Source organism: Flavobacterium sp. LAR06 (assembly GCF_041946075.1).
GTDB lineage: Bacteria > Bacteroidota > Bacteroidia > Flavobacteriales > Flavobacteriaceae > Flavobacterium.
In genome coordinates this window covers 171,723-197,432 of the sequence record NZ_JAUTYT010000006.1, presented here as the reverse complement: position 1 = coordinate 197,432, position 25,710 = coordinate 171,723, and the positions used below count along the sequence as shown (strand labels likewise).

The window sequence follows — 25,710 nt, the reverse complement described above, 5'->3', positions numbered from 1 at the left end:
TCAAGTGTTCCTATCCTTTGAACCTCTGCAACTTTGAAACTTTGCAACTTTAAAAAAAAATGAAAAAACATTTCCCTACAATCGCAAAAACAGCATTAGTTTTAGTTTATTTAGTAATTGTCGCAGGAGCTTTGGTTCGTATGACAGGATCTGGAATGGGCTGTCCGGATTGGCCAAAATGTTTTGGATATTTTATTCCACCAACCGATTTAAAAGAATTAACCTGGGAGCCGAACCGTGCATTTGAAAAAGGACAGGTAATTATTAAAGACGAAAGTCTTTTGGTTGCAAAAGATAATTTTACGACTGAAACATCTTTCGATGCTTCACATTGGGAAAAATACACCAAACATGATTATGCAATTTTTAATCCGTTGCATACCTGGATTGAATATATCAATAGACTTTGTGGTGCTTTAGCTGGAATGGCGTGCTTTTTCATGGCAATCGCTTCTTTCAGATTTTGGAAACAAAACAAAAAAATCACATTGCTTTCCTGGTTGGTTGTCTTTATGATGGGCTTTCAGGCCTGGTTGGGTGCAAAAGTGGTTTACTCCGTATTAAATCCAATAAAAATAACAGTTCATATGGTTATGGCCTTGGTAATTGTTGCTGTAATTTTATACATCATTCAATTGGCGAGACCAAAATTAGCTACTGTAAAATACAATTCTAATTTTAGAAACGTGCTTTTGTTTTCGCTTTTACTGACTTTAATTCAGGTAGCCATTGGAACACAAGTGCGTCAGTTTGTAGATGAACAAGTTAAAAACGGATTGACTGCAAGTATTCTTTGGTTACAAAACCCATCGGTTACTTTTTATGTTCACCGTTCCTTTTCTATTGTTGTCTTTTTAGTTAATGTTTATTTATACATTAAAAACGCCAAATTTGGTTTAGGATATTCAAAAATAAACTGGGTAATTGCGATAATTGGAATTGAAATTCTGACTGGAATGGCAATGGCTTATCTGGATTTCCCAATAGGAAGTCAGGCAATACATTTAGTATTGGCATCAATCTTATTTGGAATACAGTTTTACATGATTCTGGAGGCTAAGAAACCTAACCCAGCCAATTCTTAAAATCCTGTACTTTTTCACGGCTTACAATGACCTCATCTTCTTTATATGAAGGTAAAATAACTTTTAGGCGAGAATTGGTATAAACCTGAATTTCTTTTATCGCCTGAAGTGGTACAATGAATTTTCTGCTTACGCGGAAGAAATCCTTCATATCTAACTCCTGTTCCAGAATTTCTAAAGTGGAATCGATTAAATAGTTTCTGTTATCGAAAGTATGAATGTAAGTTCCTTTGTTTTCGCTGAAGAAACATTCAATTTCATCGGTAGTAATTACTTTTAAATGCTGGCCTATTTTAACGGTAAATCGCTTTTTATAATTCTTCTCAAAAGGATTTGACAACATTCGGCGTATTTGTTCAAAATCAAGCTGAAGATTTTGATTTTCTGAAGTTGACTTTGGCATTCGAGCCTTAAATTTAGTAACGGCCACTTCTAAATCATCTTCGTCAATTGGCTTTAGAAGATAATCTATACTGTTCAGTTTAAACGCTTTTAAAGCATATTCATCATAAGCTGTTGTAAAAATGATGGCGCTTTTGATATCTATTTTCTCAAAAATTTCAAACGATAAACCATCAGACAACTGAATATCTAAAAATATTAAATCGGGATGTTCGTTGTTGGTAAACCAATCTACAGATTCCTCTACAGAGTGTAACATGGTTTCTACGGCAATTTCCAGCTTTTCCAGCTTTCGCTGCAATAATCTTGCTGCCGGTTTTTCGTCTTCTATAATTAATGTGGTCATGTACTAAACTGAAAAAATTGAAAAAAAATAATTCAAAATTACTCCCATTTATTGGTATTTGAAGCGTCCTTATCCATATATTCCCGGATTTTCTTTTGTTCCCAATCTCCATTGAAAAAAATATCCGGTCCGAACACTGTAAAGGCATGAATCACTAAAGCAATGCCCCAATAAAATGCTGTTGAATAAGTATGCCAATCTAATAAACCCTTTTCCTCAAGGTTCCATCCAAAAAAATCTCCATCCAAATTCGAAATGATAATTAGAAGATTAATTATAATGTAAACCTTCAGGTGCGAGTAAAAGTCTTTTATTTTTTTTACTTTTTGGTATGCCCTTTCAAAGCTTTCGTCATTCTTAAATTCCTGTGCGTATTCTTCGTACATGCGTGTTCTAAAACGTCCCATTTTTTTAAATTTTAAAAATTATTGCCACTTGCTTTGATTCTCTTTTTCTTTATCCATGATCTCTTTGATCTTTTTTTCTTCCCAGCCTTTTCCTAAAACCGGAAATACTTCGAAAACTTTCAAACCATGAAAAACGACTCCTACTCCCCACCACATTAAAGGCCAATAAAACCATAAATGATCTGGTGTTGTATATAGATTGATAAAAATCAAAACTATATTAACTACAATAAAAGAAGTTAAATTACCATAAAATCCTTTTATATTTTCAACTTTCTTTTTAGCCAAATAATATCTATCCTCATCATTAAAATTTACTTCCATAATTACTCCCATTTTTGTGTTTTTGTTCTTTTTTCTAAAAGATTTTTCACTTTGCGTTCTTCCCATTCTTCTCCGAAAATCTTATAATACGCAAATAAATCAATTGCGGACACTAAAAATACACTGGTCCAAATTATCATTACAACGCTATTCAAATATATCACCAGAAAGAAATTTAGAGGTATTCCATAAAACTCTTTTAAAACATAAAGAACTAATCCGACACCATAAATAAATGCATGTATATAAAACGATCTTAGTCTAACTATCTTTTTACTAAAGATCGCTCCAAATTTAAATTTTCCCTGATTATAACTACAATTCGTTTCCATGACTATTTCCAGGTTTGTTTTTTACTTTCTTTTTCTTTTTCCAGAAATTCTCTGATTTTTCGTTCTTCCCATTCTTTATTAAAAAATGGTGAAACTCCAAAAGCTTTTAATCCGTGGAAGAGGACTCCTACTCCCCATCCCAGTATGCACCAAATAAACCATAAATATTCTGGCGAAGTCATTAGGTTTACCACAAGTAATATTATCGTTATAAGAGTAAAAACTGTTAAATGCTGATAGAAATCTTTTATCTCTTTCACCTTTTTCTGAGCCTGATGATAGCGTCTTTCTTCATTATAATCTGGTTCCATGATTATTCCCAAGTTTGTGTTTTATTTTCTTTCTCCAAAATCTCCCGAATTTTTCGGTCTTCCCATTCTTTATTAAAAACTGGTGAAACTCTAAAAACTTTCAATCCGTGCATTAAAATTGCAAATCCCCAGCCAAATACACACCATAAAAACCACAAATAACCAGGTGAAGTCATAAGATTTACAACCATGACAACCGGGTTACAAATCAGGAATACGGTCAAATGTTCGTAAAATTCTCTTATTTCTTTGACTCTTTTTTGAGCCTGATAATAACGTTCAGCTTCGTCATACTTTGTTTCCATGATTATTTCCAGGTTTGCTTATTGTTTTCCTTTTCCAGAATCTCTCTTATTTTTCGTTCTTCCCAATCTGAGCTATAACCGAAAACTTTAAAAGCGTGCATTACAACTCCAAATCCCCAGCCTAAAGCCGAAAACCAAAACCACTGAAATCCAGGAGAATACCTCAAATTTATAAAAATTAAAAAGGGAATCACACAACAATACGAAATTACATTTCCGTAAAATCCTTTTAGTTCTTCTACTCTTTTTTTAGCTCTGAAATAAGCCTTATTTTCATCGCTATAGTCTGCATTTGTTTCCATAACTGATATTTGTTTCGTTAAAATCGGAATCTTAACTGTGAATGTTTCTTCATTTTGTTCTACCAATACTTTTCGATTGGTTATAATTGCGTATCGGTTTACTATATTCTGCAATCCAACTCCCTGCCTGTCCTGCAAGACCTCTTTCTTTTGAAAATCATTTTGAATTGCTAAACAATCTCCATCAATAAAAATTCGAATATGCAATGGTTTCTGCTCGCTTACAACATTATGCTTAACCGTATTTTCAAGTAAAAGCTGTAATGATAACGGAACTACTTTTGCGTCCGGATTAATCGCTGTTGTTGGCAATTCGTAAAACAAACTATTTTCAAAACGCATTTTAAGCAGATTCATATAGGTTTTAGCGAATGACAATTCATCTTCTACCGAAACTAATTCTTTATCTTTTTGCTCTAAAACATAGCGATAAATTTTAGATAAAGAAGTAGTAAATCGCTGTGCATTATCCGGGTTTTCTTCGATCAAAGAACTTAATACATTTAGGCTGTTAAAAAGAAAATGAGGATCAATTTGATTTTTTAAACTTTCGAATTTCGCATTTGCCGTTCCTGCGATAATCTTTTGTTGTGTAATTTCAAATTTTGATGCCTGTTTCCATTTTACCATAAAACTTCTGGCCTGCATGAAAGTCGAAACTCCGAGAGATAAAATGATATAAAAAAGATGTATCCAGATCATTCTTTCGCTAAAAAATTTATCTAACGGCATATTTTGTAAAACCACATAGATGTAGTAATTTATTCCTAAAACTACCGGGACAGTGTACAGAACAGTAACCAATATTCCGTAGTAAACCCTCAGGTTTGTTTGCTCTAACCAATCCCATTTTTTGTCTAAGAGAACATTAATATATCCGTTGCCAAAACCTACCCCGAAAGAATAAAGACAACTTATGAAAAAAGTTATAAGAACATTTCGAACATTTAAATCATCTCCTAAACAAGCTGAAAATATCACTGTAAAAATCATGGAAATCTTAAACGAAACGATCGTTCCACTTTTTAAATCCGCATATGTATTTCCAGTGTTTTTCATTATAATCAGCTTAAATTAGTTTTACTTTTTGCAATTTTTTTGTGCTTCCAAAGCTCTTTCCAATCCCCATTTTGGAGAAAAAGGTGTTTCTGGTTTAAAAGTAGCAAAAAGTTCGATAGCTTTATCAACTTGTGCGCAAAGCGGTTTTGTATCAACACCTGACCATTTTGCTCCTCCTATCTGATAATCTGCTTCACCAAAAACGATTCTTGGGTTGTTTGGGTCTATCACTTTTCCTTTCGCGTAAGCTTCCATTACTTTAGCCGAATATTTCATTCCGTTAGTCATCGGATCTGCAACTACCCAAGCTGTATAAATCAAAGCCTGCATCGCATATAATTCTGCATTATTTTGATCCTTAATGAATTCTACATCTAAAGCGTCTTGTGCTTTTGTCAATAACAAATCAATTTTTGTTTTATCTTTCTCATTAAAAGCTGATGTAGTGTTGATTAAAGCTACATAATAATTTGGCAAATAACTTGTTTTCTCAGCCGCCGCGATTCTTTCAAACATTGCCGAGGCATCAGCATTTTTTCCTTCTTTCCAAAGCCCAAAAGCTTTTCCCATTCCTTGTTCAAATTGTGTTTGTGCAGATAATAAACTGCAAATAAATAAAGTGGTAATTGTAATAATTTTGGTCATGACTCTTAGTTTTAAATTATTTCTTTTTGTTTTATGTTTCAAGTTTATTGATTGATGATCGAAACCTTTCTTATTAATTTATACTTCAAAAGTAGATCTGATTTTACTGTTTAAAAATTAAATGATACTGAGTTGTCGAATTTGGTGACTGAATTGTTTTTTTTGAGATTCTAAGTTGCTGAGTTACTAAGATTATAAGTTTTTTTCTTAGTGGCTTAGAATCTTAGCAACTTAGAGACTATAAATTTTTCAACTGATTCTCATTTTTATTCTTACTAATAGTCCAAAAGAAACCTACGAAGAAAAAACGATCTGCGGTTGGGACTACCGCTTGTCTTTGGTACACTCCGCTGGCGTCTGGAAGTTTTGCGTAATCATATCCAAAAACATTTTGGCTTCCTAATACATTTGAAACCGAGAAATACAAGATTTTTTGTGTTGTCAATAAATACGCCCAGTTAAAACTCAAACTATTGTATGATTTCGTTTTTCCGTTCATAAATTGTGTTTGGTTTGGATCATTATATGGACGTCCTGAACTGTAACTGTTGGTAAAACCAATTTGCGATTTCCAATCGGTAATGAAATATTTGGTTACAATTGATAGACTATGATTGGCAATAAAACTTGGTGTCGCCATTGTTGAAAAATTCTTATATTGTCTCTCTGAATCGATGTAAGAATACGAAATCCAATATTCTAAGTTTTTATACAAATTGCTGTCTCTCCAAAATAAATCTAATCCTTTTGCGTATCCTGAACCGTTATTATTGAAAACCGAATTATAGGCTATATCTCTTGTATCATATTGAACCAAATTGCTGTAATCTTTATAATATGCTTCAGCTCTAAATGTTTGTCCGGGTTTTGTAAATTGATAATTTAAGATATAATGTCTTGCTTTTTCACTTTCAAATTGATGGTATTTCGAATATTTAATATAATCAACAACAGGCGTTTGAGTAAAATCTCCATAAGCAAATGAAAACTGACTCCTTTTTGAAACTTTATAAGCGATAGAAGCTCTCGGCGCAATATTGGTTTCATTCAACAAACTATTATTTGAAAGCCTGAAACCTACTTTTGCTGCTAAATTTTTAGAAAATAAAATATCTCCTTCGGTATAAAAAGCGGCGATGCTCGAATTGTAACCGTTTGCAACCTGAATAGAAACATTATCGTCAAAATTTTCATTGAATTTGGTAATGAAATAATCAGCTCCAAAAGACAATTTAAAATAATCTGAAACATTTTTTCTTAGTTTCAATTTTAATTGTGCTGCATTTTCGTTACTGTCAACATCATTAATATCGTATTTTACTTTGTTGTTATTGTAGCCATAACTGATTCCTGATGTTAATTGCCAGCCCGTTCCAAAAGTTCCTTTGTAAGAAGCATTCAGGTAGAAATTATTGTTATTTAAATCAGTTCTGATTTTATCTTCAAAGTTTACATTTTTCTGATTTAAATCAAATTTCTCCGAATCAAAAGCAGCGTATAATTTAAAAATTCCGTTTGTAAAATGATAGCGATAAACAGTTTCTCCAGACAAAGATTGGTACGGATTATTCCAATCAACATTTTGCGGAACTATTGCCTGATAAGGTGCTAAATTGATATAAGCAGTGTTTACGCTCAACGAACTTTTTTCCCATTTTTGAGTATTTCCCAAACCCAAACCAACGGTCATTAAAGCGATGTCGGTTTTATTCATATCTGGCTCGTCTTGTGTATTCAATAACAAAACACTCGATAAAGCCTCGCCATATTCAGCCGAATAGCCTCCGGTCGAGAAAGCAATTCCGCTGAATAAAAAAGGAGAAAATCTTCCTCTTGTTGGTAAATTATTAGTTGTTGCTCCATACGGTTGTGCGACACGAATTCCGTCAACAAAAGTTTGTGTTTCGCTGGCTTCTCCTCCACGCACAAATAAACGCCCGTCTTCGCCCACAGTTTGAGTTCCAGGCAAAGTTTGTAAAGCTGCAATAATGTTTCCTGCAGATCCTGCCGTCGTTACAATGTCTAACGGTTTCAAAACAGAAACTCTTGCCTTATCTCCAGATTCTAAAGTTCCGGCGGTAATGACAACGGCATCAAGTGCGTTTACATTTTCTCTTAATTTTACGGTTTGATTTTTAAAATTGGTAACATCAATTTCTGTTTTGAATGTTTCGTAAAGTAAAAAACTAACAATTATAGATTGATTTCCTGTTGCGGTGGTTTCAAACGAAAATTCTCCCGTTTCAGAACTTGTCGCTCCGTCATAAGTTCCGTCGATATAAATATTGGCTCCTGGAACCGGTTTTCCTTTTTGGTCAACCACTTTACCGGAAATAGTATTTTGAGCAAAAATGAAAGCTGTTAAAAATAAAAAGACAATTGTAAAAAATGTTTTGGTTTGCATGATCTTGGTTTTTGATGAAGCAAATGTATTTTAACAGTACTTGTTAAAAAATATTAAATAACCCAATTGTAGAATTTCGGGGATGAGTTGTAAAATACTTATTTGTATCTTAGCTTTTAGTTCGTAGTATTAAATAAAACAACAATAAATGAACATAGCAGTCGCACAAATAAAGCCTGCAAAGGGAGATATTCCATCTAACATAGAAAAGCATCTTCAATTTGTAGAAATAGCATCATCATTAAATGCAAATTCTATTTTTTTTCCTGAACTTTCCTTAACAGGGTATGAACCTGATTTAGCCAAAGATCTCGCAACTGACAAAGATGACAATCGTTTTGACACTTTTCAGAAAATTAGCAATCTAAAAAAGATAACGATTGGAGTTGGAATCCCAACAAAAACAAAAAGCGGACTACAAATTAGTATGATTGTGTTTCAACCGGATCAACAGAGAATTTCCTATTCAAAGCAACAACTTCATGAAGATGAGTTTTCTTATTTTGAAAATGGTACTGAACAAGTCATAATCAAAATTGAAAACCAAAAAATTATCCCGGCAATTTGCTTCGAAAGCCTACAAATAGAACATGCCGAAAAAGGAAGTAATCTTGGAGGTGAAATTTATGTTGCTAGTGTAGCCAAATCAAAAAATGGAGTAGAAAAAGCCTTTATACACTACCCGGAAGTGGCAAAAAAATATTCTATGCCTATTTTAATGTCAAATTGTATTGGAGAATGTGATAATTTTGTAAGTATTGGTTTTAGTTCTGTTTGGACAAAAGAAGGAAAACTAGCCGAACAACTCGACAACAAAAACGAAGGTATACTTGTTTTTAGTACGGCAACTGAAGAAGTAATAAAACAGATTATCTAGCAAAAATTTGATTTACACAACTGAAAATCAGCTTTAAAAAACATATTAAAAAACACAATTAATCCCTATTAGCTATGTCAGAAAGTAAAAGAGTTTCGAATTTATATCAATCCATTTATAATGGAAATCCCTGGCTGGAAGTAACTCTGGCTGATACTTTAAGAAATGTAACTGCTGAACAAGCTTATAAAAAAGCAAATCCAAACCTCAATACGATTTGGGAAATTGTTAATCATCTCATACAATGGAGAAGGAATATTTTGAGAAGAGTTCAGGGAGAAATCGTTACAACTCCGGATCACAATTATTTCGTGCCAATTATAGATCCATCAGAAGCCTCCTGGGAACAGTCTCTTCAAAGTCTTGAAAAATCACAGGAATTATGGACCGCCTTTTTTAATGATTTCGATGATGCCGATTTTGATAAAATAGATCCAAATAACAATCATAATTTTTATGAAGATATTCATGGTATTATTCAGCATGACGTTTACCACTTAGGACAAATTGTGATTTTGAAAAAGCTAGTCTAAACTATTCCAAATGAAAAACATTGATAAAGCACAAAATTTACTTCCTTTAGGATATCTTTTTCTCATAATTTTAGGAATAGCAAAAGAAAGCATATTTTATTATCAAATTGGAATAAACATCGTGAGGTATTCTTCTATCATGGACATTTTGATTAGTCCGGTAGCAGCAATTACATCAAATCCCATATTCTTTATAACGGTATTAATTTTATTCATTTTTTCTTTTAAACTTCCACAGATCTTGCTAAAAAATGAAGATAAAAAAGGTCTGCATAAGGTTTTTGGATCGAAGATTACTAAAACTGAGAAAAATAAAAATGAAGTTCCTGAAAAGGAAAGAATTGATTATTATAACAACGTTGCAATAGAATTTCTTGCTGCTTTTCTAATATCCATTTTCCTTGGATACGGATTTGCTGATGGCAGATATATTTCTCAAAAAATAAAAAACAATAAAATTGACTATAATTATAAGCTAAATTATACGAATGATGAATCTGAAAATGTTTATATAATTGGTTCTAATACTGCATACTACTTTTATTTATCAGAAGGAAATCCGACAGTCAAGATTGCACCTGTAGCCGCGATAAGGAATTTGGAATTGACAAAAAACAGAATGCTAAATAAATAATACGCTGAAGATGAAAAAATCTATACTAATTCTATTTCTCTTGTTTTGCTATGAGGGATTTTCACAGGAAACAGAAGTGAAATTCGATGAAAGTTTGGCAAAATCTTTGAACGCCGATGAATACGGAATGAAGAAATACGTTTTCTGTCTCTTGAAATCCGGAACTAATAAAACGGCTTCAAAAGAAGAAACTAAAAAATTGTTTGAAGGTCATATGACGAATATCAACAAATTAGCCATAGAAGGAAAATTGGTTGTTGCCGGACCTTTTATGAAAAACGACCGAAATTACAGAGGCATTTACATTTTTAATGTTGAAACAGTTCAGGAAGCAGAAGCACTTGTTGCAACTGACCCGGCCATACAGGCAAAATTACTGGAGGCCGAATTAACGCCTTGGTATGCGACTGCGGCTCTGCAGGAAACTGTAAAAATTCACGAGAAGATTTCTAAGAAAAAAATGTAGTATTAAAATATGAAAACAGAAAAAGAAAAAATGATCTCGGGAGAATATTACATTGCAGGCGATCCTGTTTTGGTAAAAGAACGTCGAAAAGCCAAGAATTTATTGCATCGCCTAAACGTAACCGAATATCGTTTGACTAAAAAAGCCAAAGAAATTTTGGCCGAATTAATTCCGAATACAGGAAAGAGTTTTTATATAGAACCGCCTTTTCATTGTGATTACGGTTACAATATTGTTTGCGGTGACAACGTTTATTTCAATGTTAATTGTGTTGTGTTAGATTGTGCGCCAGTAACTATTGGATCTAATGTGTTTTTTGCTCCGAATGTTCAAATCTACACAGCTACACATCCACTTGACGCCGAATTGCGAAAATCATTAGAAAATGCTTTACCTATTTCAATTGGAGATGACTGCTGGATTGGCGGAAACTCCGTGATTTGTCCAGGCGTAACTATCGGTAAAGGCTGCGTAATTGGAGCTGGATCTGTAGTTACAAAAGATATTCCGGACAATTCGTTGGCCGTTGGAAATCCGGCGAAAATTATTAGAAAATTAAATCAAGAACCTGAATCAAAATAAATAATGCTTACTTTAAATAAAGTTCATCACATTGCTATTTTATGCTCCGATTATCAAAAATCTAAAGCTTTTTATACCGAAGTTTTGGGATTAACTATTATACGTGAAATCTACAGAGAAGAACGCCAGTCTTATAAACTAGATTTGGCTTTGAATGGCACTTATGTAGTTGAACTATTCTCGTTTCCAAATCCACCGAAACGCCCCTCAAGACCGGAAGCTGTTGGTTTGCGACATTTAGCTTTCGAAGTAATTAATTTAGAAGAAACGATTGCTTTTTTAAACATAAAAAATATTGAATCAGAACCCATCAGAATTGATGAAACAACTGAAAAACGATTCACTTTTATCGCTGATCCTGATAAATTACCAATTGAGTTTTATGAGAGATAATTTTTTGAAGGTTCAAAGGATCAGAGGTTCATAGGGACAAAGAAAAAAACTTTGCCTCTTTGCACCTTTATAACTTTGCACCTAAATAAGCGATATTCAAAGAAAAACATACTGAAAGATTTTTCTTATATCCTCAATTTTAACATATTATACTGAGTATTTTTTAGTAAAAACCGATTTTGATCTCTAATTTTGTAATCCGCATAAAAACATTGCGGTTTACAAATTTACTTCTGATGAATAAAACGGCGCAAATCAAGAAAAATCATCAATTTATTAAATTACGAAAATTAGTTATTGTTTCTGTTTTAATTGGCTTTCTTTCTGCCTTTCTCGGAATTTCACTTAAAAAAATTACTGAGTATTACGAAGAAATCTTCTTTCATGAAGTCTCGGTAAATCCGATTTTCTATATCATTTTTCCTGTTTTCGGTTTATCCGTAATTTATTTTCTCAGACAATATCTTTTCAAGAAAAAAGAAAACAAAGGCATCAAAGAGGTTTTCGAAAGTACCAAATCAACTTCAAAAAACCTTCCTTCCTATAAAATTCCATCGCACTTTATAAACGGATTATTGACTGTTATTTTTGGCGGTTCAACCGGAATCGAAGTTTCTACTGTGGTTGCCACTGCCACCATTGGTTCAGTCGCACAACAAAAAGAAAACGTTTTTCGCCAATACAAAACCGAATTAATCTGTGCGGGTGTTGCGGCCGGAGTTACCGCTTTATTCAGCAGCCCGATTGCCGGAATTTTATTTGCCCTAGAAGTTATTTCCAGAAAAGTGACACGTGCTTTTATCATTTCAAATGTTATTGCCGTTTCAATTGCTTTTGGATTGCTTACTATTTTGAAAGAAGAACCTTTGTTTGCCGTTACCATTACAACCTGGCATTTAAAAGCGATTCCTTATTTTATTCTATTGGGTATTTTGGCCGGAATGAACTCAGTTTACTTAACAAAATGCGTTTTGTTTTTTAAATCTCAATTCGGGAAAATCGATACTCATTATTATAAAATCATTTTAGGATCGGCAGTTTTAAGTATTTCATTGTTTATTTTTCCACAATTATACGGAGAAGGATATCATGCCATTAAAACCAGTTTCATTGCTCCAAATCAAATCATGACACTTACTTTAGCTTTAACTTTTATTGGAATATTACTTCTTAAACCAATTGTGACTTCGATAACATTAGCTTCAGGAGGCGATGGTGGTGTATTTGCTCCCAGCTTATTTATTGGAGCATTCTTAGGGTTGTTACTAGCCTCTACTTTAAATACTTATTTCCATGTAAATGTAATTCCGGTTAACTTCATGATTATCGGAATGGCAGCGGTTCTAAGCGCAAGTATTCACGCACCTTTTACAGCAATATTTTTAGTTTGCGGCTTGACAAATGATTACACTTTGTTCCTACCCATTTTGGTAGTTTGTCTGATTTCTAAATACACGGCAAAAATGATTTATCCGCACACCGTTTATACTTATTCTCCGAGCTTAATAAAATAAACACTTTCAAATTTCACAGATTAATCATTTTAAATCATTTAATCTGTGACAAAAAAATACCACAACGAATATTAGTTACTTATGCCTGTTCAAAAAATAAAAAGAGGATATCGCAAAACACGTTACATTCTTTACAAAGAAACTTTAGTAGATTATAAAGAACATTTTTGGTCTTTCTTAGGATCATTTGTCGGTATCGGAATTCTGGCTTATATTCAGTCGATACATTTTTCAGGAAATGATGCTGTTTACTTAATTGGTTCTTTTGGAGCGTCGAGCGTTTTGGTTTATGGAATTATACAAAGTCCGTTTTCACAACCAAGAAATTTAATTGGAGGACATGTTATTTCGGCCTTCATTGGTGTTACGGTTCATAAATTGGCTCCGGATATTATTTGGATTGCAGCGCCTTTGGCTGTTTCATTTGCTATTATATTAATGCAGATGACTAAAACCCTTCATCCGCCAGGAGGCGCAACAGCACTTATTGCTGTGATTGGTTCTGATAAAATAAAAGATCTGGGGTATATGTATGTGCTTTCTCCTGTTTTGGTTGGTGTTTTGATTTTATTTCTGACTGCTTTAGTTTTTAATAATATGACTTCGAGTAGAACTTATCCGAGTCATAGTACTTATCATAAACATTATCATAAGATTAGAAAACACTTATCAGGGAAATAGATTTTATCAATTAAAATCTTTTCAACAAATCACAATTCCTAATTCGTAAATCATTAATTATATTTTACCTTTGACCTTTCAATAAAAACAAAGATTATGGTTTATAAATTTAGAGTAATTCTAGACGCCGAAGAAGATATTTTTAGAGACATTGCAATTCTTGAAGACGATACGCTTGAAGATTTACACAATGCGATCTTCAACGCTTTTGGTTTTGACGGAACGGAAGTTGCTTCATTTTATACTTGCGATGAAACTTGGAACCAGGAAGATGAAATTCCACTTTTTGATACTGGCGATGTTCCTGGTGAACAAAGAACCATGAACGATTATCCTTTATCATCTATTTTAGATAAAGAAAATACCAAAATCATCTACGTATATGATTTTATCAGTATGTGGACATTCCTAGTTGAACTGGCTGCTATTGAAGAAGAATCTGCTGGTGCCATTTATCCTGAAACATTATTCTCTCACGGAGAAATGCCGGATGAAGCCACAGAAAAAACCTTCGAAGCCGATATGCATGACGATATCTACGGAGAATTTGAAGATGATCTTGACGAAGACGACTTAGACATGTTCGAAGGCGATGATAGCTTTGAAGATTATGGGTTTGAGGAGAATTGGAATTAGTAAAAGGTTCAAAGGCGCAGAGTTGCAAAGGTTCAGAGTTTTTCTTTTTAAATCTTCGATTTAAAAATGTAGGAATATTTTTAATTTTTCGTTTAGTTTTTTAAATACAAAATATGAAAACTTTTCGAGACCTTTTAATCTGGCAAAAATCTATGAACTTAGTTACTGAAATTTACCAATTAACAAATTCATTTCCCAAAGAAGAAATTTATGGACTATCTTCACAAATTCGAAGAAGTGCAATATCAATACCAAGCAATATAGCAGAAGGTTACGGAAGAGATGGAAATAGTGACTATCTACGATTTTTAAATACCTCTATTTCATCCTTGTTTGAAATACAAATACAACTTGAAATTTCATATAATCTAAAATATATTAATCAAATTCAATTTAATAAGACAAATGGAGAAAGCAGAGAAATAGAGCGAATGTTAAGCGCTTTTATCAGAAAAATAAAAGACATAAAATAAACCTTTGCACCTTTGAACCTCTGTAACTCTGAACCTAAAAAATATGATCAACCTTTTCAACACCCACATCGAGACGCTTGCGATACACCGCGTAGGAAACAAAAGCAGAAACGAAGCGATTTTTTTATCGGAACAGCCTTTTAATTTGAATGATGAAATTGTGCCTCTGATAAAAGAGTACTTTTTTAAACCTTTTAGAGAGAAAGAAGAAAACTATTATCAGTTTGCGCATGAAGTCGATTTGGATTACAACGACATGTTTAAATATGCGACTGAGATTTTTACCAATCCGGGGAATTTACAAGAGATCTCAAAAAAAATTACTACACATTTATTTGAGCAATCGAATCATCCGCATATTAAAAACGGAGAGGTTTATGTAACGTACTTAACGAATTTAAGTATCGACAATAATGTTGTAGATGCTATCGGAATTTTTAAAAGTGAGTTACAAGCTGACTTTTTACAATTTGAAGAAAAAGACAGCAACCTGGAAATGATTTTACAGCAAGGTATCAACCTGAGTAAATTAGATAAAGGATGTTTGATTTTCAACTATAAAAAAGAAGAAGGATATAAAATTCTGACTGTTGACAGTAACCGTTATGATGCCCGTTACTGGTTAGAGCACTTTTTATCTGTTGATGCTTTTGAAGATGAAAACTTCATCACAAAAAAATATTTAAAATTCTGTCAAAACTTCGCAAAAGATGTTGTTTTACCAGCAGAAGACAAGAAAGAGGAAGTAATGTTTATGAACCGATCTGTGAATTATTTCGCTAAAAACGATCAGTTTGAAGAGCAAAATTTCCTGAATGAAGTATTAGACAATCCTGACTTAATTCCTGAATTTAAAAACTATAAAGTTGATAAAGGAGAAAAATACAGCATCGAAGATGTAACCTCATTCCCTATTGCAAACGCAGCAGTTTCTGACGCCAGAAAATCGATTAAAAACGTTATTAACCTGGATACTCATATTCAGATTAAAATGGATTTTATCAATCCTGAAAGTGCAGAAAAATTTGTTGAAAAAGGCTGGGATGAAGAAAAACAAATGTATTACTACTTAGTATATTTCAATAAAGAAGAAAAAAGCTAAGAAGTTATTCATTTTCTATTACTTACTTAAAACAGAAAACGGCAGATATAAATTGTATCTGCCGTTTTTTTTTATTTTAAAAACTTCATAACCAAAACATTATGAAAAAATAATATCAAACATATCATAGCCAAATAAAAGAACTATTGCCTATAACACTATAAACGAAACAAATGGCAAAATGCAAAATATTCTTAATTTTTGCTTAAATTTGTGGTTCTAAAAACAAAAAAGATGGATATTCATTTACACAACGAAAGTCCTTTTAAAACTATCATTTCTTTTCACAAGCTAATCGAATCTTTTGAAGAAATAGCTTCCTCAAATATCGACTATCGTGCAAACTATGCGAAGGCCATACTACAACAAATAGAATCAATACCAGAATTAAGAACAGGAATTGAGGATTATTCCATAATCAAAAACAATGAAGGCTTAATCAAATACATTTTAGCTGATCTATTTCCAACTGCTTTAACTCAAAATGAAATAAAAGCCGTTACGATTCCTTTTCAAAATATATCTTTTAATTATACAGAACGTTTCAAAAAAATCCTGCGTAATGCCGGCGACGAATTTTACATGGAAATTCGTGATTTTGATGATCATCAGTTCTACATCAACAACTGTTGTTTAATTCTTAGTAGTTATTACAAACAACACATCGATTTCAACAGACCGTTTTTCTATGACATTCCGGATGAAGAGGGCATCGAAAAACATTATCGCATTTTGTACAATGCAGATTTTATGGAAATTACTCCAACAGAAAATGCCATACAATTAACTCAGGATGACATTGATAACTTAATTGACAACTACGATGATATTGAACTTTGGAAATCTAAATTCCCTAAAGGAAGCTGGGTATTAAAAGGTTTTGGAATCGTTTCTTTGTTTGATGCCACTACAGAAAGTTCCATTTCAAATTTGAAAAGTAATTTACTTAAACCAGATAGAGAATCTGTTACAACTGACGAGGTTGTAGCCAATATTTTCAGATCAATATTTAAAATTCCTGATTTGAAAGTAGGTTTCATTATATACAATCCTGAAGAAGAAAAATTCGTTAAACCTGCAAAATTAGAAAGTCAGTTGAAGAGTTTTTTACTTTCACACGATCAGGAAATAGATTGTAAAAATGCTTTCTTTGGTTGTTCTTTTGAAAATCTATTAAATAATAAAGAGCCGTTTGTTATTTCGAATGTAAACAAATTCATTGCAGAATCTCCAAACAGAAAATTGGGAGAACATTTGCTAAGTCAAAATATTCAAAGCTGTATTTTTGCGCCGGTTATTAAAGACGATCATTTATTAGGCGTTTTAGAATTAGTTTCTTCAAACTCAAGAGCTTTAAATAGTGTTAATGCTCAAAAACTGGAATTGGTTTTACCCTATTTAACAGATACTATTGATCGTTATAATACGGATATGCAACACCAGATTGAAGCGATCATTCAACGTGAATATACTACGATACACCCTAGTGTTTATTGGAAATTCAGAAAAGAATCTCAAAACTACTTCCAAAATAATAACCCTACAAAAGATTATATTTTTAAAGAAATTGTCTTTAAAAATGTATATCCATTATACGGTCAAATTGATATTAAAGGTTCATCTGAGCATCGAAATGAAACGGTAAAAAGAGACTTAAAAAGTCAGCTGAGCACCCTTTTGGAAATTTTTGATAATCAGAAACCAAATACGAATCTGGTTCTTTTGGAACAAAGAAAATTTGAGTTGGAATCGCTTCGAAACGAATTAGATTTTCCATTAAAAGCAGATACAGAGCAACATATTCAAAGATATATTGAAGAAGAAATTCATCCGATTTTAAAAAACACAAAAGGTTCTGATAAAAATGAAAAATTAGAACAATTGTATTTTGAAAATTTAGATGAAAAAACAGGTTTATTTTATCAGGAGAGAAAGAAGTTTGATAATGCAATGTCGATTATCAACAAGAAACTAGCTTCTGTTCTAGATAGAAAACAATTAGACGCACAGCAAATTTATCCGCATTATTACGAGCGTTTTAAAACCGATGGTGTCGAGCATAATTTATACATTGGAGCATCAATTTCACCAACAAAACCTTTTGACATTATGTATCTGCACAATTTACGTTTGTGGCAGCTGCAGACTTTATGCGAAATGGAATTAGAGCATCATCAGCTTAAGGAATCCCTTCCATACGAATTGGATGTGACTTCTTTAATTTTGGTTTTCAGTGCACCACTTTCGATTCGTTTTAGAATGGATGAAAAACGTTTTGATGTTGACGGTACTTACAATGCCAGATATGAAGTCGTGAAAAAGCGAATTGACAAAGCAAATATCAAAGGCACACAAGAACGAATTACAGAAAAAGAAAAAATTACAATTGTTTATTCTCAAAATAACGAAGAAACCGAGTATTTGAAATACATCAAATATTTACAGCACAAAAAAATTCTGGAACCCGCAATCGAACAATTTGAAGTTGAAGATCTTCAGGGTGTTTCAGGGTTAAGAGCAATACGCGTCAAAGTGATTAACAATACCGCAAGTCCGGCAAAAAAAATTACTTATCAGGATTTATTAGATGAGCTCAATTAATTGAGCTCATTTTTCTTTTAAAAATATATTAAATTGATTTAAAAGCAATCACAAACGAGATTACCGTTACGATTAGTCCAACCATAAAAATATTGTAGGCAATTCGCAATAGGTTGTATTTTCGCTGCAAAACCAATCCAAGATAATACAAATCTTTGATCATGGTTGAATACAGATAATCACGATCTTTCATCATTTCGTTCATTGCCCAATCGTATTCTACCAATGGCATTTTGTAGAAATTCCCAAAAAACATTAAGTTCACTTTTTTCGCCTCAACATCGTCGCGTGTAAAAAATCCGGAAGTTACTTTTGGTCGTGTAGAAAGAATGGCAAAAATAATTGTTGTTACACTAGAAATCAGCATCACAAAAGTTGGAATCACTAAATGCGCATTTCTCGGACTGTCTAGTTTTGGAATAATAGACGAAAGCGCAATTGAAATAATAATGGCGTTTACAGACAATAAAATATTCGCTTTACTATCAGCAATACCGCTTAATCGTGTATGATTTCCTAAAGTTACACGAAACAAAGTATCAACACCGCGGTCTGGTTTCTCTACTTTATCTTTCTTTTTATTTTCCTCTTCCATTTTATCAGCCTTTTTCTGTTCTTGTTTTTCAATTCTTTTCTGTACAAAAAGTATGTTTCTTTCTTTAAGAGGCTGCCATTTTTTCAACGCAAAATCAGTATAAAAACGATGTTTGTTCATTAAAAAACTCAAATTTTCTTTCGCCCAATCCGCATTTGAATACGAAACATTAAAAGCATTTTTGAGTTCTAAACGCAATAATTCGCAGGTAATCTCATACTCATTACCCATAAGATGTGCATAATCAGCATCTTTAATGATCTTTTCTAAAAGCGTTTTCGGAATATATTCTTTAACTGTGGCTAAAATAAGGTTAGAAACTTTTTCGATAAAATCATCAGATTGGCCTTTCTCTTTCAAAAAAGCAGCTGCAATTTTCACGCTTTCCTTTTCATGATTTTCAAACCCAACTATATATCCCGTATCGTGAAACCAGGCAGCCACAAGCAAAAGTTCTTTTTCTTCTCCTTTTACTTCTTCTTTTTTGCACAACTCTTTTACAGCACTTACAACTGTTAAAGTATGATTGAGATTATGATAAGAATATAAATTAGAAAGTTTATCTTTGAGTAAATTACTGACGAAATCTTCGGATTGTTCTATAAGATTCATTGAGAATATTTTTATACCACTAAATTATGAAATTGTTTTTGTATAACCATTTTATTACGAAGATTAAAACGTATTCTTTTGTAATAACCCTATTGCTTTTGCTTAATTCCTGTGCGACGCATAAAGCCCAATATGGTAAAAATGTTAGCGCTAACGAAACAGAGAACGCAACAGACACTATAAAAATTGCGCATACCTTTTTCTTAGTAGGTGATGCAGGAAATGCAGATGAAGAACAAGCCCGGCAAACTTTAGAATTATTACACGAAAAGCTAAAAAAAGCGAATAAGAAATCGACTTTGGTTTTCCTGGGAGATAATATTTATCCGAAAGGTTTCCCTGCGGATAAAAATGATTCACAAAAGGCTTTGACCGAAACGAAACTGACCAATCAATTAAAATTAACTAAGGGATTTAGAGGAAAAACCATTATGATTCCGGGAAATCATGATTGGTATAGTGGCATAAAAGGTTTAGAAAATCAGTCTGATTTTGTGACCAGATACCTTAATGATAAAAAAGCATTTCTTCCTCGAAAAAGTTGTCCGATAGAAGATGTGAAAATTGATAGTACAACCACCTTAATTACCGTTGACAGTGAATGGTTTCTGGAGGATTGGGACAACCATCCAACAATAAACGACAATTGTGACATTAAAACACGTGAAGCTTTTTTTGACGAGCTGGAAAACATTTTAAATAAAAATCAGGAAAAAACAGTTGTTCTAGCCATTCATCATCCGTTATTAAGCAACGGATCACATGGAGGGCAGTATTCGTGGGAAAAACAATTGTTTCCTTTAGAGAAAAAGATTCCACTACCAGTTGTAGGTTCTTTTATTAATTTACTTCGAAAGACTTCCGGGGTAAGTCCACAAGATCTTCAAAACAAACAATATACTATTTATGCTAAGCGAATTAAAACGCTGTTGCAAGGCCAGAAAAATGTTATTGTAGTATCCGGACATGATCACAATCTGCAATATATAAACAATGAAAACATCACACAGATTATTAGCGGTGCCGGTTCCAAATCTGAAGCAGCGAGAGCCATAAATCCAAATGATTTTTCATATGGTGGTAATGGATATGCAACACTAACCTTATTTAAAAGTGGTGATGCGAAAGTGGCTTTCTTTGGAAATGAAAACAATCATGAAAAAATGCTTTTTGAACGTGAAATTATCAAAGCTAAAGAAATTAACTGGGCTGCAACTGTAGACAATAAGTTTCCGCCAACCGTTACGACTTCTATTTATTCAACTAAGATGACGGATAAAGGTTTGTTTCATAAATTCTTGTTCGGTCAACATTACAGAAAATATTACAGCATGCCAATTGAAGCCAGAACAGCTACTTTAGACACTTTAAAAGGTGGTTTAAAACCTATTCGTGAAGGCGGAGGACATCAATCAGTTTCTTTAAGAATGTCTGATCCAAAAGGAAGAGAATATGTAATGCGTGCAATGAAAAAAAGCGCAACCGTATTTTTGCAATCAGTTGCTTTTAAGGACCAATATGTTGTAAATGATTTTGATCAAACCTATGCAGAAGATTTTCTTTTGGATTTTTATACTACAACGCATCCTTACACACCTTTTGCAATAGCTAGTTTGTCTGATCAATTGGGGCTTTTACACACCAATCCGGTTTTATATTATATTCCGAAACAAAATGGACTGAAAGAATTCAATTCGAATTTTGGTGACCAACTATATATGGTTGAAGAGAGACCTGCAGACAATCATCTTGACGGAAAAAACTTTGGCAAACCAACCAATATTATTAGCACTGATGACATGATGATGAACCTCCACAAAGACGAAAAATATTCGGTTGATCAAAAAGAATATATAAAGGTTCGTTTATTTGATATGCTTATTGGCGACTGGGACAGACATAGTGATCAATGGCGTTGGGCAGAACACAAGATTGGTGACAAAGTGGTCTATACGCCTATTCCGCGCGATCGCGATCAGGCTTTCCCTAAATACGACGGAACTTTACTTTCACTCTTAATGAACGTTCCGGCGATTCGTCATATGCGAACTTTTAAAAGCAAAATTGATAATGTAAAGTGGCTTAATAGAGAACCTTATCCGTTAGATTTAGCTTTCCTAAAAACAGCAGAGGAAAAAGACTGGATTGAACAGGCTAAATATATTCAGGAAAATTTATCGGACAGCGACATCGATAATGCATTTAAAAATTTACCTAAAGAAGTTCAGGACGGAACAATTGAAGACATCAAGCAAAAACTAAAGAGCAGAAAAAAAGAGCTTCAGAAATATGCTTCGGAATATTCAGATGTTCTTGATAAAACGATCATGATTGCTGGAACTGACAAAAAAGATAAATTCGTTTTGAATCATAATGGCCGAAAAAGTATCGAAATTCAGGTTTACAGAATGAAGAAAGATGGTGATGAATTGATTTACACCAAAATTGTAAATGACAAGAAAACTAAAAATCTATGGATTTATGGTTTAGATGATACCGATGTTTTTAAGGTTACCGGAGAACAAAAGTCTGCTATTAAAATCCGTTTGATTGGTGGACAAAACAATGATACTTATAACATTGAAAACGGAAAAAAAGTTATTGTTTACGATTTTAAATCAAAAGAAAACACTTATAATTTAGATTCTAAAACCAAAACCGAGTTGACAGATGATTACGATGTTAACTTATACAATTACGAAAAACCAAAATATAATGTGGTTTCAGGATTACCAAATATTGGATTCAACCCTGATGACGGCGTAAAAGTGGGAATTAATTTGAACTATACTGTAAATAACTTCAAGCAAAACCCGTATACTCAAAGACATGTTTTAAATGCTTTTTATTATTTTGCTACAGGAGGTTTAGAATTTAATTATGTTGCACATTTTCCGGGTTTGCTAGGGAAATGGGTTATTGATGTTGAATCATTATACACTACCCCAAATTTTGCAATGAACTACTTTGGATTCGGAAATGAAACTCCATATGATAATGAAGACGATTTAGACTATAATCGTGTAAGAATTCGAAAGTTTAATATTTCCGGCGCCATCAGACATGTAGGACGCTATGGAAGCGAATTTAGTGTACAGCCTATTTTTCAGAGAATGACAGTTGAAGAGACAGAAAACCGATATATTGATATTCCGAATATAGTGAACCCAATTGTTTTTGACAGTCAGAACTATGGAGGCCTAAAAGTCAAATATTTATTTAAAAATGCTGATTTTGCATCTAAACCAACTTTAGGAATCGCCTTTATGGCATCAGCCACCTGGCAAACCAATTTAAAAGATACGAAACAAAATTTCCCAACACTGGAAAGTATTTTAGGTTTTACGCATCGAATTGATCATAATGGAAAGCTAGTTTTGGCTACACTTTTTAAAGGAAAAGCCATTTTAAATAATAATTTTGACTTCTATCACGGTGCTGCTTTAGGAGGAGATACTGATTTACGTGGTTATAGAAACGATCGCTTTTTAGGAAGTTCTTATTTCTCTCAAAGTACAGATTTAAGATTAAGTATTGGTAAAATCCAACGTACTGTTGCGCCTTTGACTTACGGAATTTTAGGTGGTTTTGACTACGGAAGAATTTGGCTTGACGGTGAAGATTCTAAAAAATGGCATCAGGATTACGGAGGTGGACTTTGGTTAAATGCCATCAATGTGATCACAGCAAGAATCTCTTATTTCCAATCTCCTGATGAAGTGGGAAGAGTTATTTTTGGTGCAGCATATAGTTTTTAGAAAGGTTCTAAGGTTCTAAGGTTTTTTCTTAGGTTCAAAGTTGCAAAGGCTCAAAGTAACAAAGGTTTTTTTTAGCCACGAATTCACAAATTATTTGTAATAAAAATTCGTGAATTCGTGGCTAACTTTTTCTTAGCATCTTAGAACCTAACTTTATTTTAATTTGAATTCATAGACATTTCCCCCTACTTTATTCGTTTTTTCGTCAGCGATTAGTAAAGTGTTGTTATCTTTAAAAACTATGGCTTCTTTTTGAGAAAAGTGATTTAAGTTTATTTCTGTTTGAGTTCCTTTGTGGAATAAATCTCCTTTATAACCTTTGAACAAAACAATTTTATCGTGGCTTAATAGTACTACTTTTTTTCCGTCAGGACTAATGGTTGCACTGGTTAACACGCAATGATTGTAATTATTACAAGTTTTAAACTCTCCAATTTTAGTTGCTTTTTGAGTTCCGGGCTTATTTGCTATTTTATAAATAAAAGCAGTTCCGTCAAAACCTTTACTTCTGTTTTTTGTAAAAAGATAAAAGTAGTTTCCGTGTTCAAAAAAGCCTTCAACATCATAAAACATTTCTTTTTTCTTTGGAGGAAATTCTGTTTGTTCCGGATACGAAAATGAAATTTTATATTCGGCAGAAGCCTGATCTTTATTGAGCTGATTTTTATTTATTTTATAAATACAAAGATCTTTTCGTTCATTGTCGTTATTTCCAAAATCTCCAATATAAATATTCCCGTTTTTATCTTTAGTAATATCTTCCCAATCTACATTTTTTGCATTTGAAATCGTGATCGTCTTATCTAATTTACCTTCAGAATTTATAGCATAAATAGCATTTTTATTTCCGCTGTCTTCTAAAGTATAAATTAGTTTCTTTTCAGGAAAATAAGTAATTCCGGAAACTTCTTTTAACTTTTTCGGAAGAGAATAAAGCGTTTTTAAATCATTATCCGATTGTTGTTGACAAGCTAATAAAAAAACAGAAGCTACCAATAAAAGAGACTTTTTCATAAATGTTATTTTAGTTTAATTAAACCTTTGTGCACTTAAAGTTAAGCATTTCAAACAATAGCTTTGAGAGCTTTATATAAATCTTAACGGACTTTGCTTTCAGTTAATTTTACCGAAAAGCACGCAAAAGTTTTTTAATTGGAGTATTTACAATTGCTCTAATAAGTTCGCAAAGCTATCTGAATAAAACATTGCGAACTTTGCGTAAACCCTTTGCAGTCTTTGCGGTTACAATTTAAATCAGGTTTGTATTTTTAAAGTTACGCGTAATAAATTCAAATGCTGCGAACATAATATGTCCCATTGATTTAGCATTTTTAAACTTCATATCATTGGTATAACGGTACAATTCCATTTTTAGTTGATTCAGATGTTCCTCTGTCGAAATGGTATCATGACACATTATATTCAATAGTTTTTTAATTCTGTTTTCGGCAGAATGAATACGTTTGGCCAGAATAGCTCTTTCTTCATCTTTATATTGAATAATCGAACGTTCTTCTAATTTCTCCTTAATCAGTTTTATCATCGGATAATTTTCCTTGAAAAACTGTGGACGATAAACTTTAAAATTCCCTTCATAACATTGCTGATCAAAATCGATCGGACGTATTTTATAAACTACCTGATCAAAATCATGAATCGGGACAATTACATAATTATACGCACGCATATCTCCTAACAGACGAATCATACAACGCTCGTTGAACTTCACAAACTCTTTTGCAATTTGGGACTTTTCGGTTTCGGTACAGCTATCCAATAAAGTATCCATGAAAACGTCACCCGGAATTCCGATAATGTGTTCTTCGATTAAAGTGTCTTTAAAAACTAAAAAGTTGATTTTATCCGGCGAAAGAATATCCTCTAATTCTAAACCATAAATTCTTGAAGCATCTGCTTTTTTAATATAAAAATGAACATAATTATCATTGAGAATATTTCGGACCTTAATTCGGAAAGGTTTTGAGTTTCCGAAAGTACAATAATCAATAGCATCAATATTTAGAAACTGAATAATCTCGCTGTTTCCATCGGAATGCAAAAGAGAATAGATTTTTTTCAGATTTAAATCAATTTCATTTCTTTCGAATTCACTATAATAAACGCGAATCCACAAAGTATCGGTTTCATTTTTATCGTAGACATTTATAGAGCCCGCAAATCGCAACAGATCATCATAGAACACAGATACTTTCGAGATCCGTTCGTAACGTTCTAAATAACTTAAAAGAGAAGGTGTTAAAGGATAAGACGGTTTTTTCAAAACCATTAAAGGTTCACTCATTTTTTAAATATCTTTAGTACAAATTTACA

General features: G+C 32.7%; 26 protein-coding genes. 14 read left to right on the top strand and 12 right to left on the bottom strand.

Features of this window, described 5'->3' with window-relative positions:
- Positions 1-59 precede the first annotated feature (59 nt).
- Entirely contained in the window at positions 60-1,085 is a 1,026-nt protein-coding gene (locus Q7C23_RS10695; protein WP_375032508.1) for a heme A synthase, read from the top strand.
- Here the strand turns inward: Q7C23_RS10695 and Q7C23_RS10690 are convergent.
- From Q7C23_RS10690 to Q7C23_RS10650, 9 genes are all read right to left on the bottom strand, one after another.
- Positions 1,066-1,833 (bottom strand): LytR/AlgR family response regulator transcription factor, encoded by a 768-nt coding sequence (locus tag Q7C23_RS10690; protein WP_375032507.1) that lies wholly within the window; start codon positions 1,831-1,833, stop codon positions 1,066-1,068. The genes Q7C23_RS10695 and Q7C23_RS10690 overlap by 20 nt on opposite strands.
- A 38-nt stretch (positions 1,834-1,871) precedes the next feature.
- Positions 1,872-2,240 carry a 2TM domain-containing protein gene (locus tag Q7C23_RS10685; RefSeq protein ID WP_375032506.1) on the bottom strand — a complete coding sequence of 123 codons (369 nt, stop codon included), beginning with the start codon at positions 2,238-2,240 and terminating at the stop codon, positions 1,872-1,874.
- A gap of 18 nt (positions 2,241-2,258) precedes the next feature.
- Positions 2,259-2,576 (bottom strand): 2TM domain-containing protein, encoded by a 318-nt coding sequence (locus tag Q7C23_RS10680; protein ID WP_375032505.1) that lies wholly within the window; start codon positions 2,574-2,576, stop codon positions 2,259-2,261.
- Complete coding sequence (locus Q7C23_RS10675; RefSeq protein ID WP_375032504.1) at positions 2,567-2,896, bottom strand: 2TM domain-containing protein; 330 nt, start codon at positions 2,894-2,896, stop codon at positions 2,567-2,569. The genes Q7C23_RS10680 and Q7C23_RS10675 overlap by 10 nt, the downstream gene beginning before the upstream one ends.
- Positions 2,897-2,898: 2 nt before the next feature.
- Complete coding sequence (locus Q7C23_RS10670; protein WP_375032503.1) at positions 2,899-3,207, bottom strand: 2TM domain-containing protein; 309 nt, start codon at positions 3,205-3,207, stop codon at positions 2,899-2,901.
- 2 nt (positions 3,208-3,209) lie between these two features.
- On the bottom strand, positions 3,210-3,512 hold the full coding sequence (locus Q7C23_RS10665; protein WP_375032502.1) for a 2TM domain-containing protein: 303 nt from the start codon (positions 3,510-3,512) through the stop codon (positions 3,210-3,212).
- Between the two features lie 2 nt (positions 3,513-3,514).
- Positions 3,515-4,873 carry a 2TM domain-containing protein gene (locus Q7C23_RS10660; protein ID WP_375032501.1) on the bottom strand — a complete coding sequence of 453 codons (1,359 nt, stop codon included), beginning with the start codon at positions 4,871-4,873 and terminating at the stop codon, positions 3,515-3,517.
- 21 nt (positions 4,874-4,894) lie between these two features.
- Positions 4,895-5,518, bottom strand: coding sequence for a hypothetical protein (locus tag Q7C23_RS10655; RefSeq protein ID WP_375032500.1), 624 nt, complete (start codon positions 5,516-5,518; stop codon positions 4,895-4,897).
- A 238-nt stretch (positions 5,519-5,756) separates the two neighbouring features.
- Entirely contained in the window at positions 5,757-7,922 is a 2,166-nt protein-coding gene (locus tag Q7C23_RS10650) for a TonB-dependent receptor domain-containing protein (RefSeq protein ID WP_375032499.1), read from the bottom strand.
- Positions 7,923-8,070: 148 nt separating this feature from the next.
- Here Q7C23_RS10650 and Q7C23_RS10645 point away from each other — a divergent pair, with 148 nt between their 5' ends.
- The 12 genes from Q7C23_RS10645 (at position 8,071) to Q7C23_RS10590 (ending at position 18,414) form a co-directional block, all read left to right on the top strand.
- The gene (locus Q7C23_RS10645; RefSeq protein ID WP_375032498.1) at positions 8,071-8,799 is read left to right on the top strand and encodes a carbon-nitrogen hydrolase family protein; all 729 of its coding nucleotides are present in this window, start codon (positions 8,071-8,073) and stop codon (positions 8,797-8,799) included.
- A gap of 74 nt (positions 8,800-8,873) precedes the next feature.
- Positions 8,874-9,332 carry a DinB family protein gene (locus tag Q7C23_RS10640; protein ID WP_375032497.1) on the top strand — a complete coding sequence of 153 codons (459 nt, stop codon included), beginning with the start codon at positions 8,874-8,876 and terminating at the stop codon, positions 9,330-9,332.
- Positions 9,333-9,342: 10 nt separating this feature from the next.
- On the top strand, positions 9,343-9,966 hold the full coding sequence (locus Q7C23_RS10635; protein ID WP_375032496.1) for a hypothetical protein: 624 nt from the start codon (positions 9,343-9,345) through the stop codon (positions 9,964-9,966).
- A gap of 10 nt (positions 9,967-9,976) precedes the next feature.
- The gene (locus tag Q7C23_RS10630; protein WP_375032495.1) at positions 9,977-10,432 is read left to right on the top strand and encodes a YciI family protein; all 456 of its coding nucleotides are present in this window, start codon (positions 9,977-9,979) and stop codon (positions 10,430-10,432) included.
- A gap of 9 nt (positions 10,433-10,441) precedes the next feature.
- Positions 10,442-11,014: a sugar O-acetyltransferase gene (locus Q7C23_RS10625; protein ID WP_375032494.1), complete on the top strand. Its 573-nt coding sequence runs from the start codon at positions 10,442-10,444 to the stop codon at positions 11,012-11,014.
- Positions 11,015-11,017: 3 nt separating this feature from the next.
- The gene (locus Q7C23_RS10620) at positions 11,018-11,407 is read left to right on the top strand and encodes a VOC family protein (protein ID WP_375032493.1); all 390 of its coding nucleotides are present in this window, start codon (positions 11,018-11,020) and stop codon (positions 11,405-11,407) included.
- Between the two features lie 236 nt (positions 11,408-11,643).
- Positions 11,644-12,921: a chloride channel protein gene (locus tag Q7C23_RS10615; protein WP_375032492.1), complete on the top strand. Its 1,278-nt coding sequence runs from the start codon at positions 11,644-11,646 to the stop codon at positions 12,919-12,921.
- An 81-nt stretch (positions 12,922-13,002) separates the two neighbouring features.
- Complete coding sequence (locus Q7C23_RS10610; RefSeq protein ID WP_375032491.1) at positions 13,003-13,602, top strand: HPP family protein; 600 nt, start codon at positions 13,003-13,005, stop codon at positions 13,600-13,602.
- Between the two features lie 96 nt (positions 13,603-13,698).
- On the top strand, positions 13,699-14,238 hold the full coding sequence (locus tag Q7C23_RS10605; RefSeq protein WP_375032490.1) for a hypothetical protein: 540 nt from the start codon (positions 13,699-13,701) through the stop codon (positions 14,236-14,238).
- A gap of 113 nt (positions 14,239-14,351) precedes the next feature.
- Entirely contained in the window at positions 14,352-14,711 is a 360-nt protein-coding gene (locus tag Q7C23_RS10600) for a four helix bundle protein (protein ID WP_375032489.1), read from the top strand.
- A 43-nt stretch (positions 14,712-14,754) separates the two neighbouring features.
- Entirely contained in the window at positions 14,755-15,813 is a 1,059-nt protein-coding gene (locus Q7C23_RS10595; RefSeq protein ID WP_026984812.1) for a nucleoid-associated protein, read from the top strand.
- A gap of 234 nt (positions 15,814-16,047) precedes the next feature.
- Positions 16,048-18,414, top strand: coding sequence for a GAF domain-containing protein (locus Q7C23_RS10590; RefSeq protein ID WP_375032488.1), 2,367 nt, complete (start codon positions 16,048-16,050; stop codon positions 18,412-18,414).
- Between the two features lie 28 nt (positions 18,415-18,442).
- On the opposite strand, the gene Q7C23_RS10585 is transcribed toward Q7C23_RS10590, so the two are convergent.
- Positions 18,443-19,621 carry a Pycsar system effector family protein gene (locus tag Q7C23_RS10585; protein WP_375032487.1) on the bottom strand — a complete coding sequence of 393 codons (1,179 nt, stop codon included), beginning with the start codon at positions 19,619-19,621 and terminating at the stop codon, positions 18,443-18,445.
- A 26-nt stretch (positions 19,622-19,647) separates the two neighbouring features.
- Between Q7C23_RS10585 and Q7C23_RS10580 the strand changes: the two genes are divergently transcribed.
- Positions 19,648-23,379 carry a metallophosphoesterase gene (locus Q7C23_RS10580; protein WP_375032486.1) on the top strand — a complete coding sequence of 1,244 codons (3,732 nt, stop codon included), beginning with the start codon at positions 19,648-19,650 and terminating at the stop codon, positions 23,377-23,379.
- Between the two features lie 153 nt (positions 23,380-23,532).
- Here the strand turns inward: Q7C23_RS10580 and Q7C23_RS10575 are convergent, their stop codons facing one another.
- Together Q7C23_RS10575 and Q7C23_RS10570 are read right to left on the bottom strand one after the other, a co-directional pair.
- On the bottom strand, positions 23,533-24,393 hold the full coding sequence (locus Q7C23_RS10575; RefSeq protein ID WP_375032485.1) for a hypothetical protein: 861 nt from the start codon (positions 24,391-24,393) through the stop codon (positions 23,533-23,535).
- Between the two features lie 235 nt (positions 24,394-24,628).
- Positions 24,629-25,681, bottom strand: a complete 1,053-nt coding sequence (locus tag Q7C23_RS10570; RefSeq protein WP_072972959.1) for a hypothetical protein — start codon at positions 25,679-25,681, stop codon at positions 24,629-24,631.
- Between the last annotated feature and the right edge of the window lie 29 nt (positions 25,682-25,710).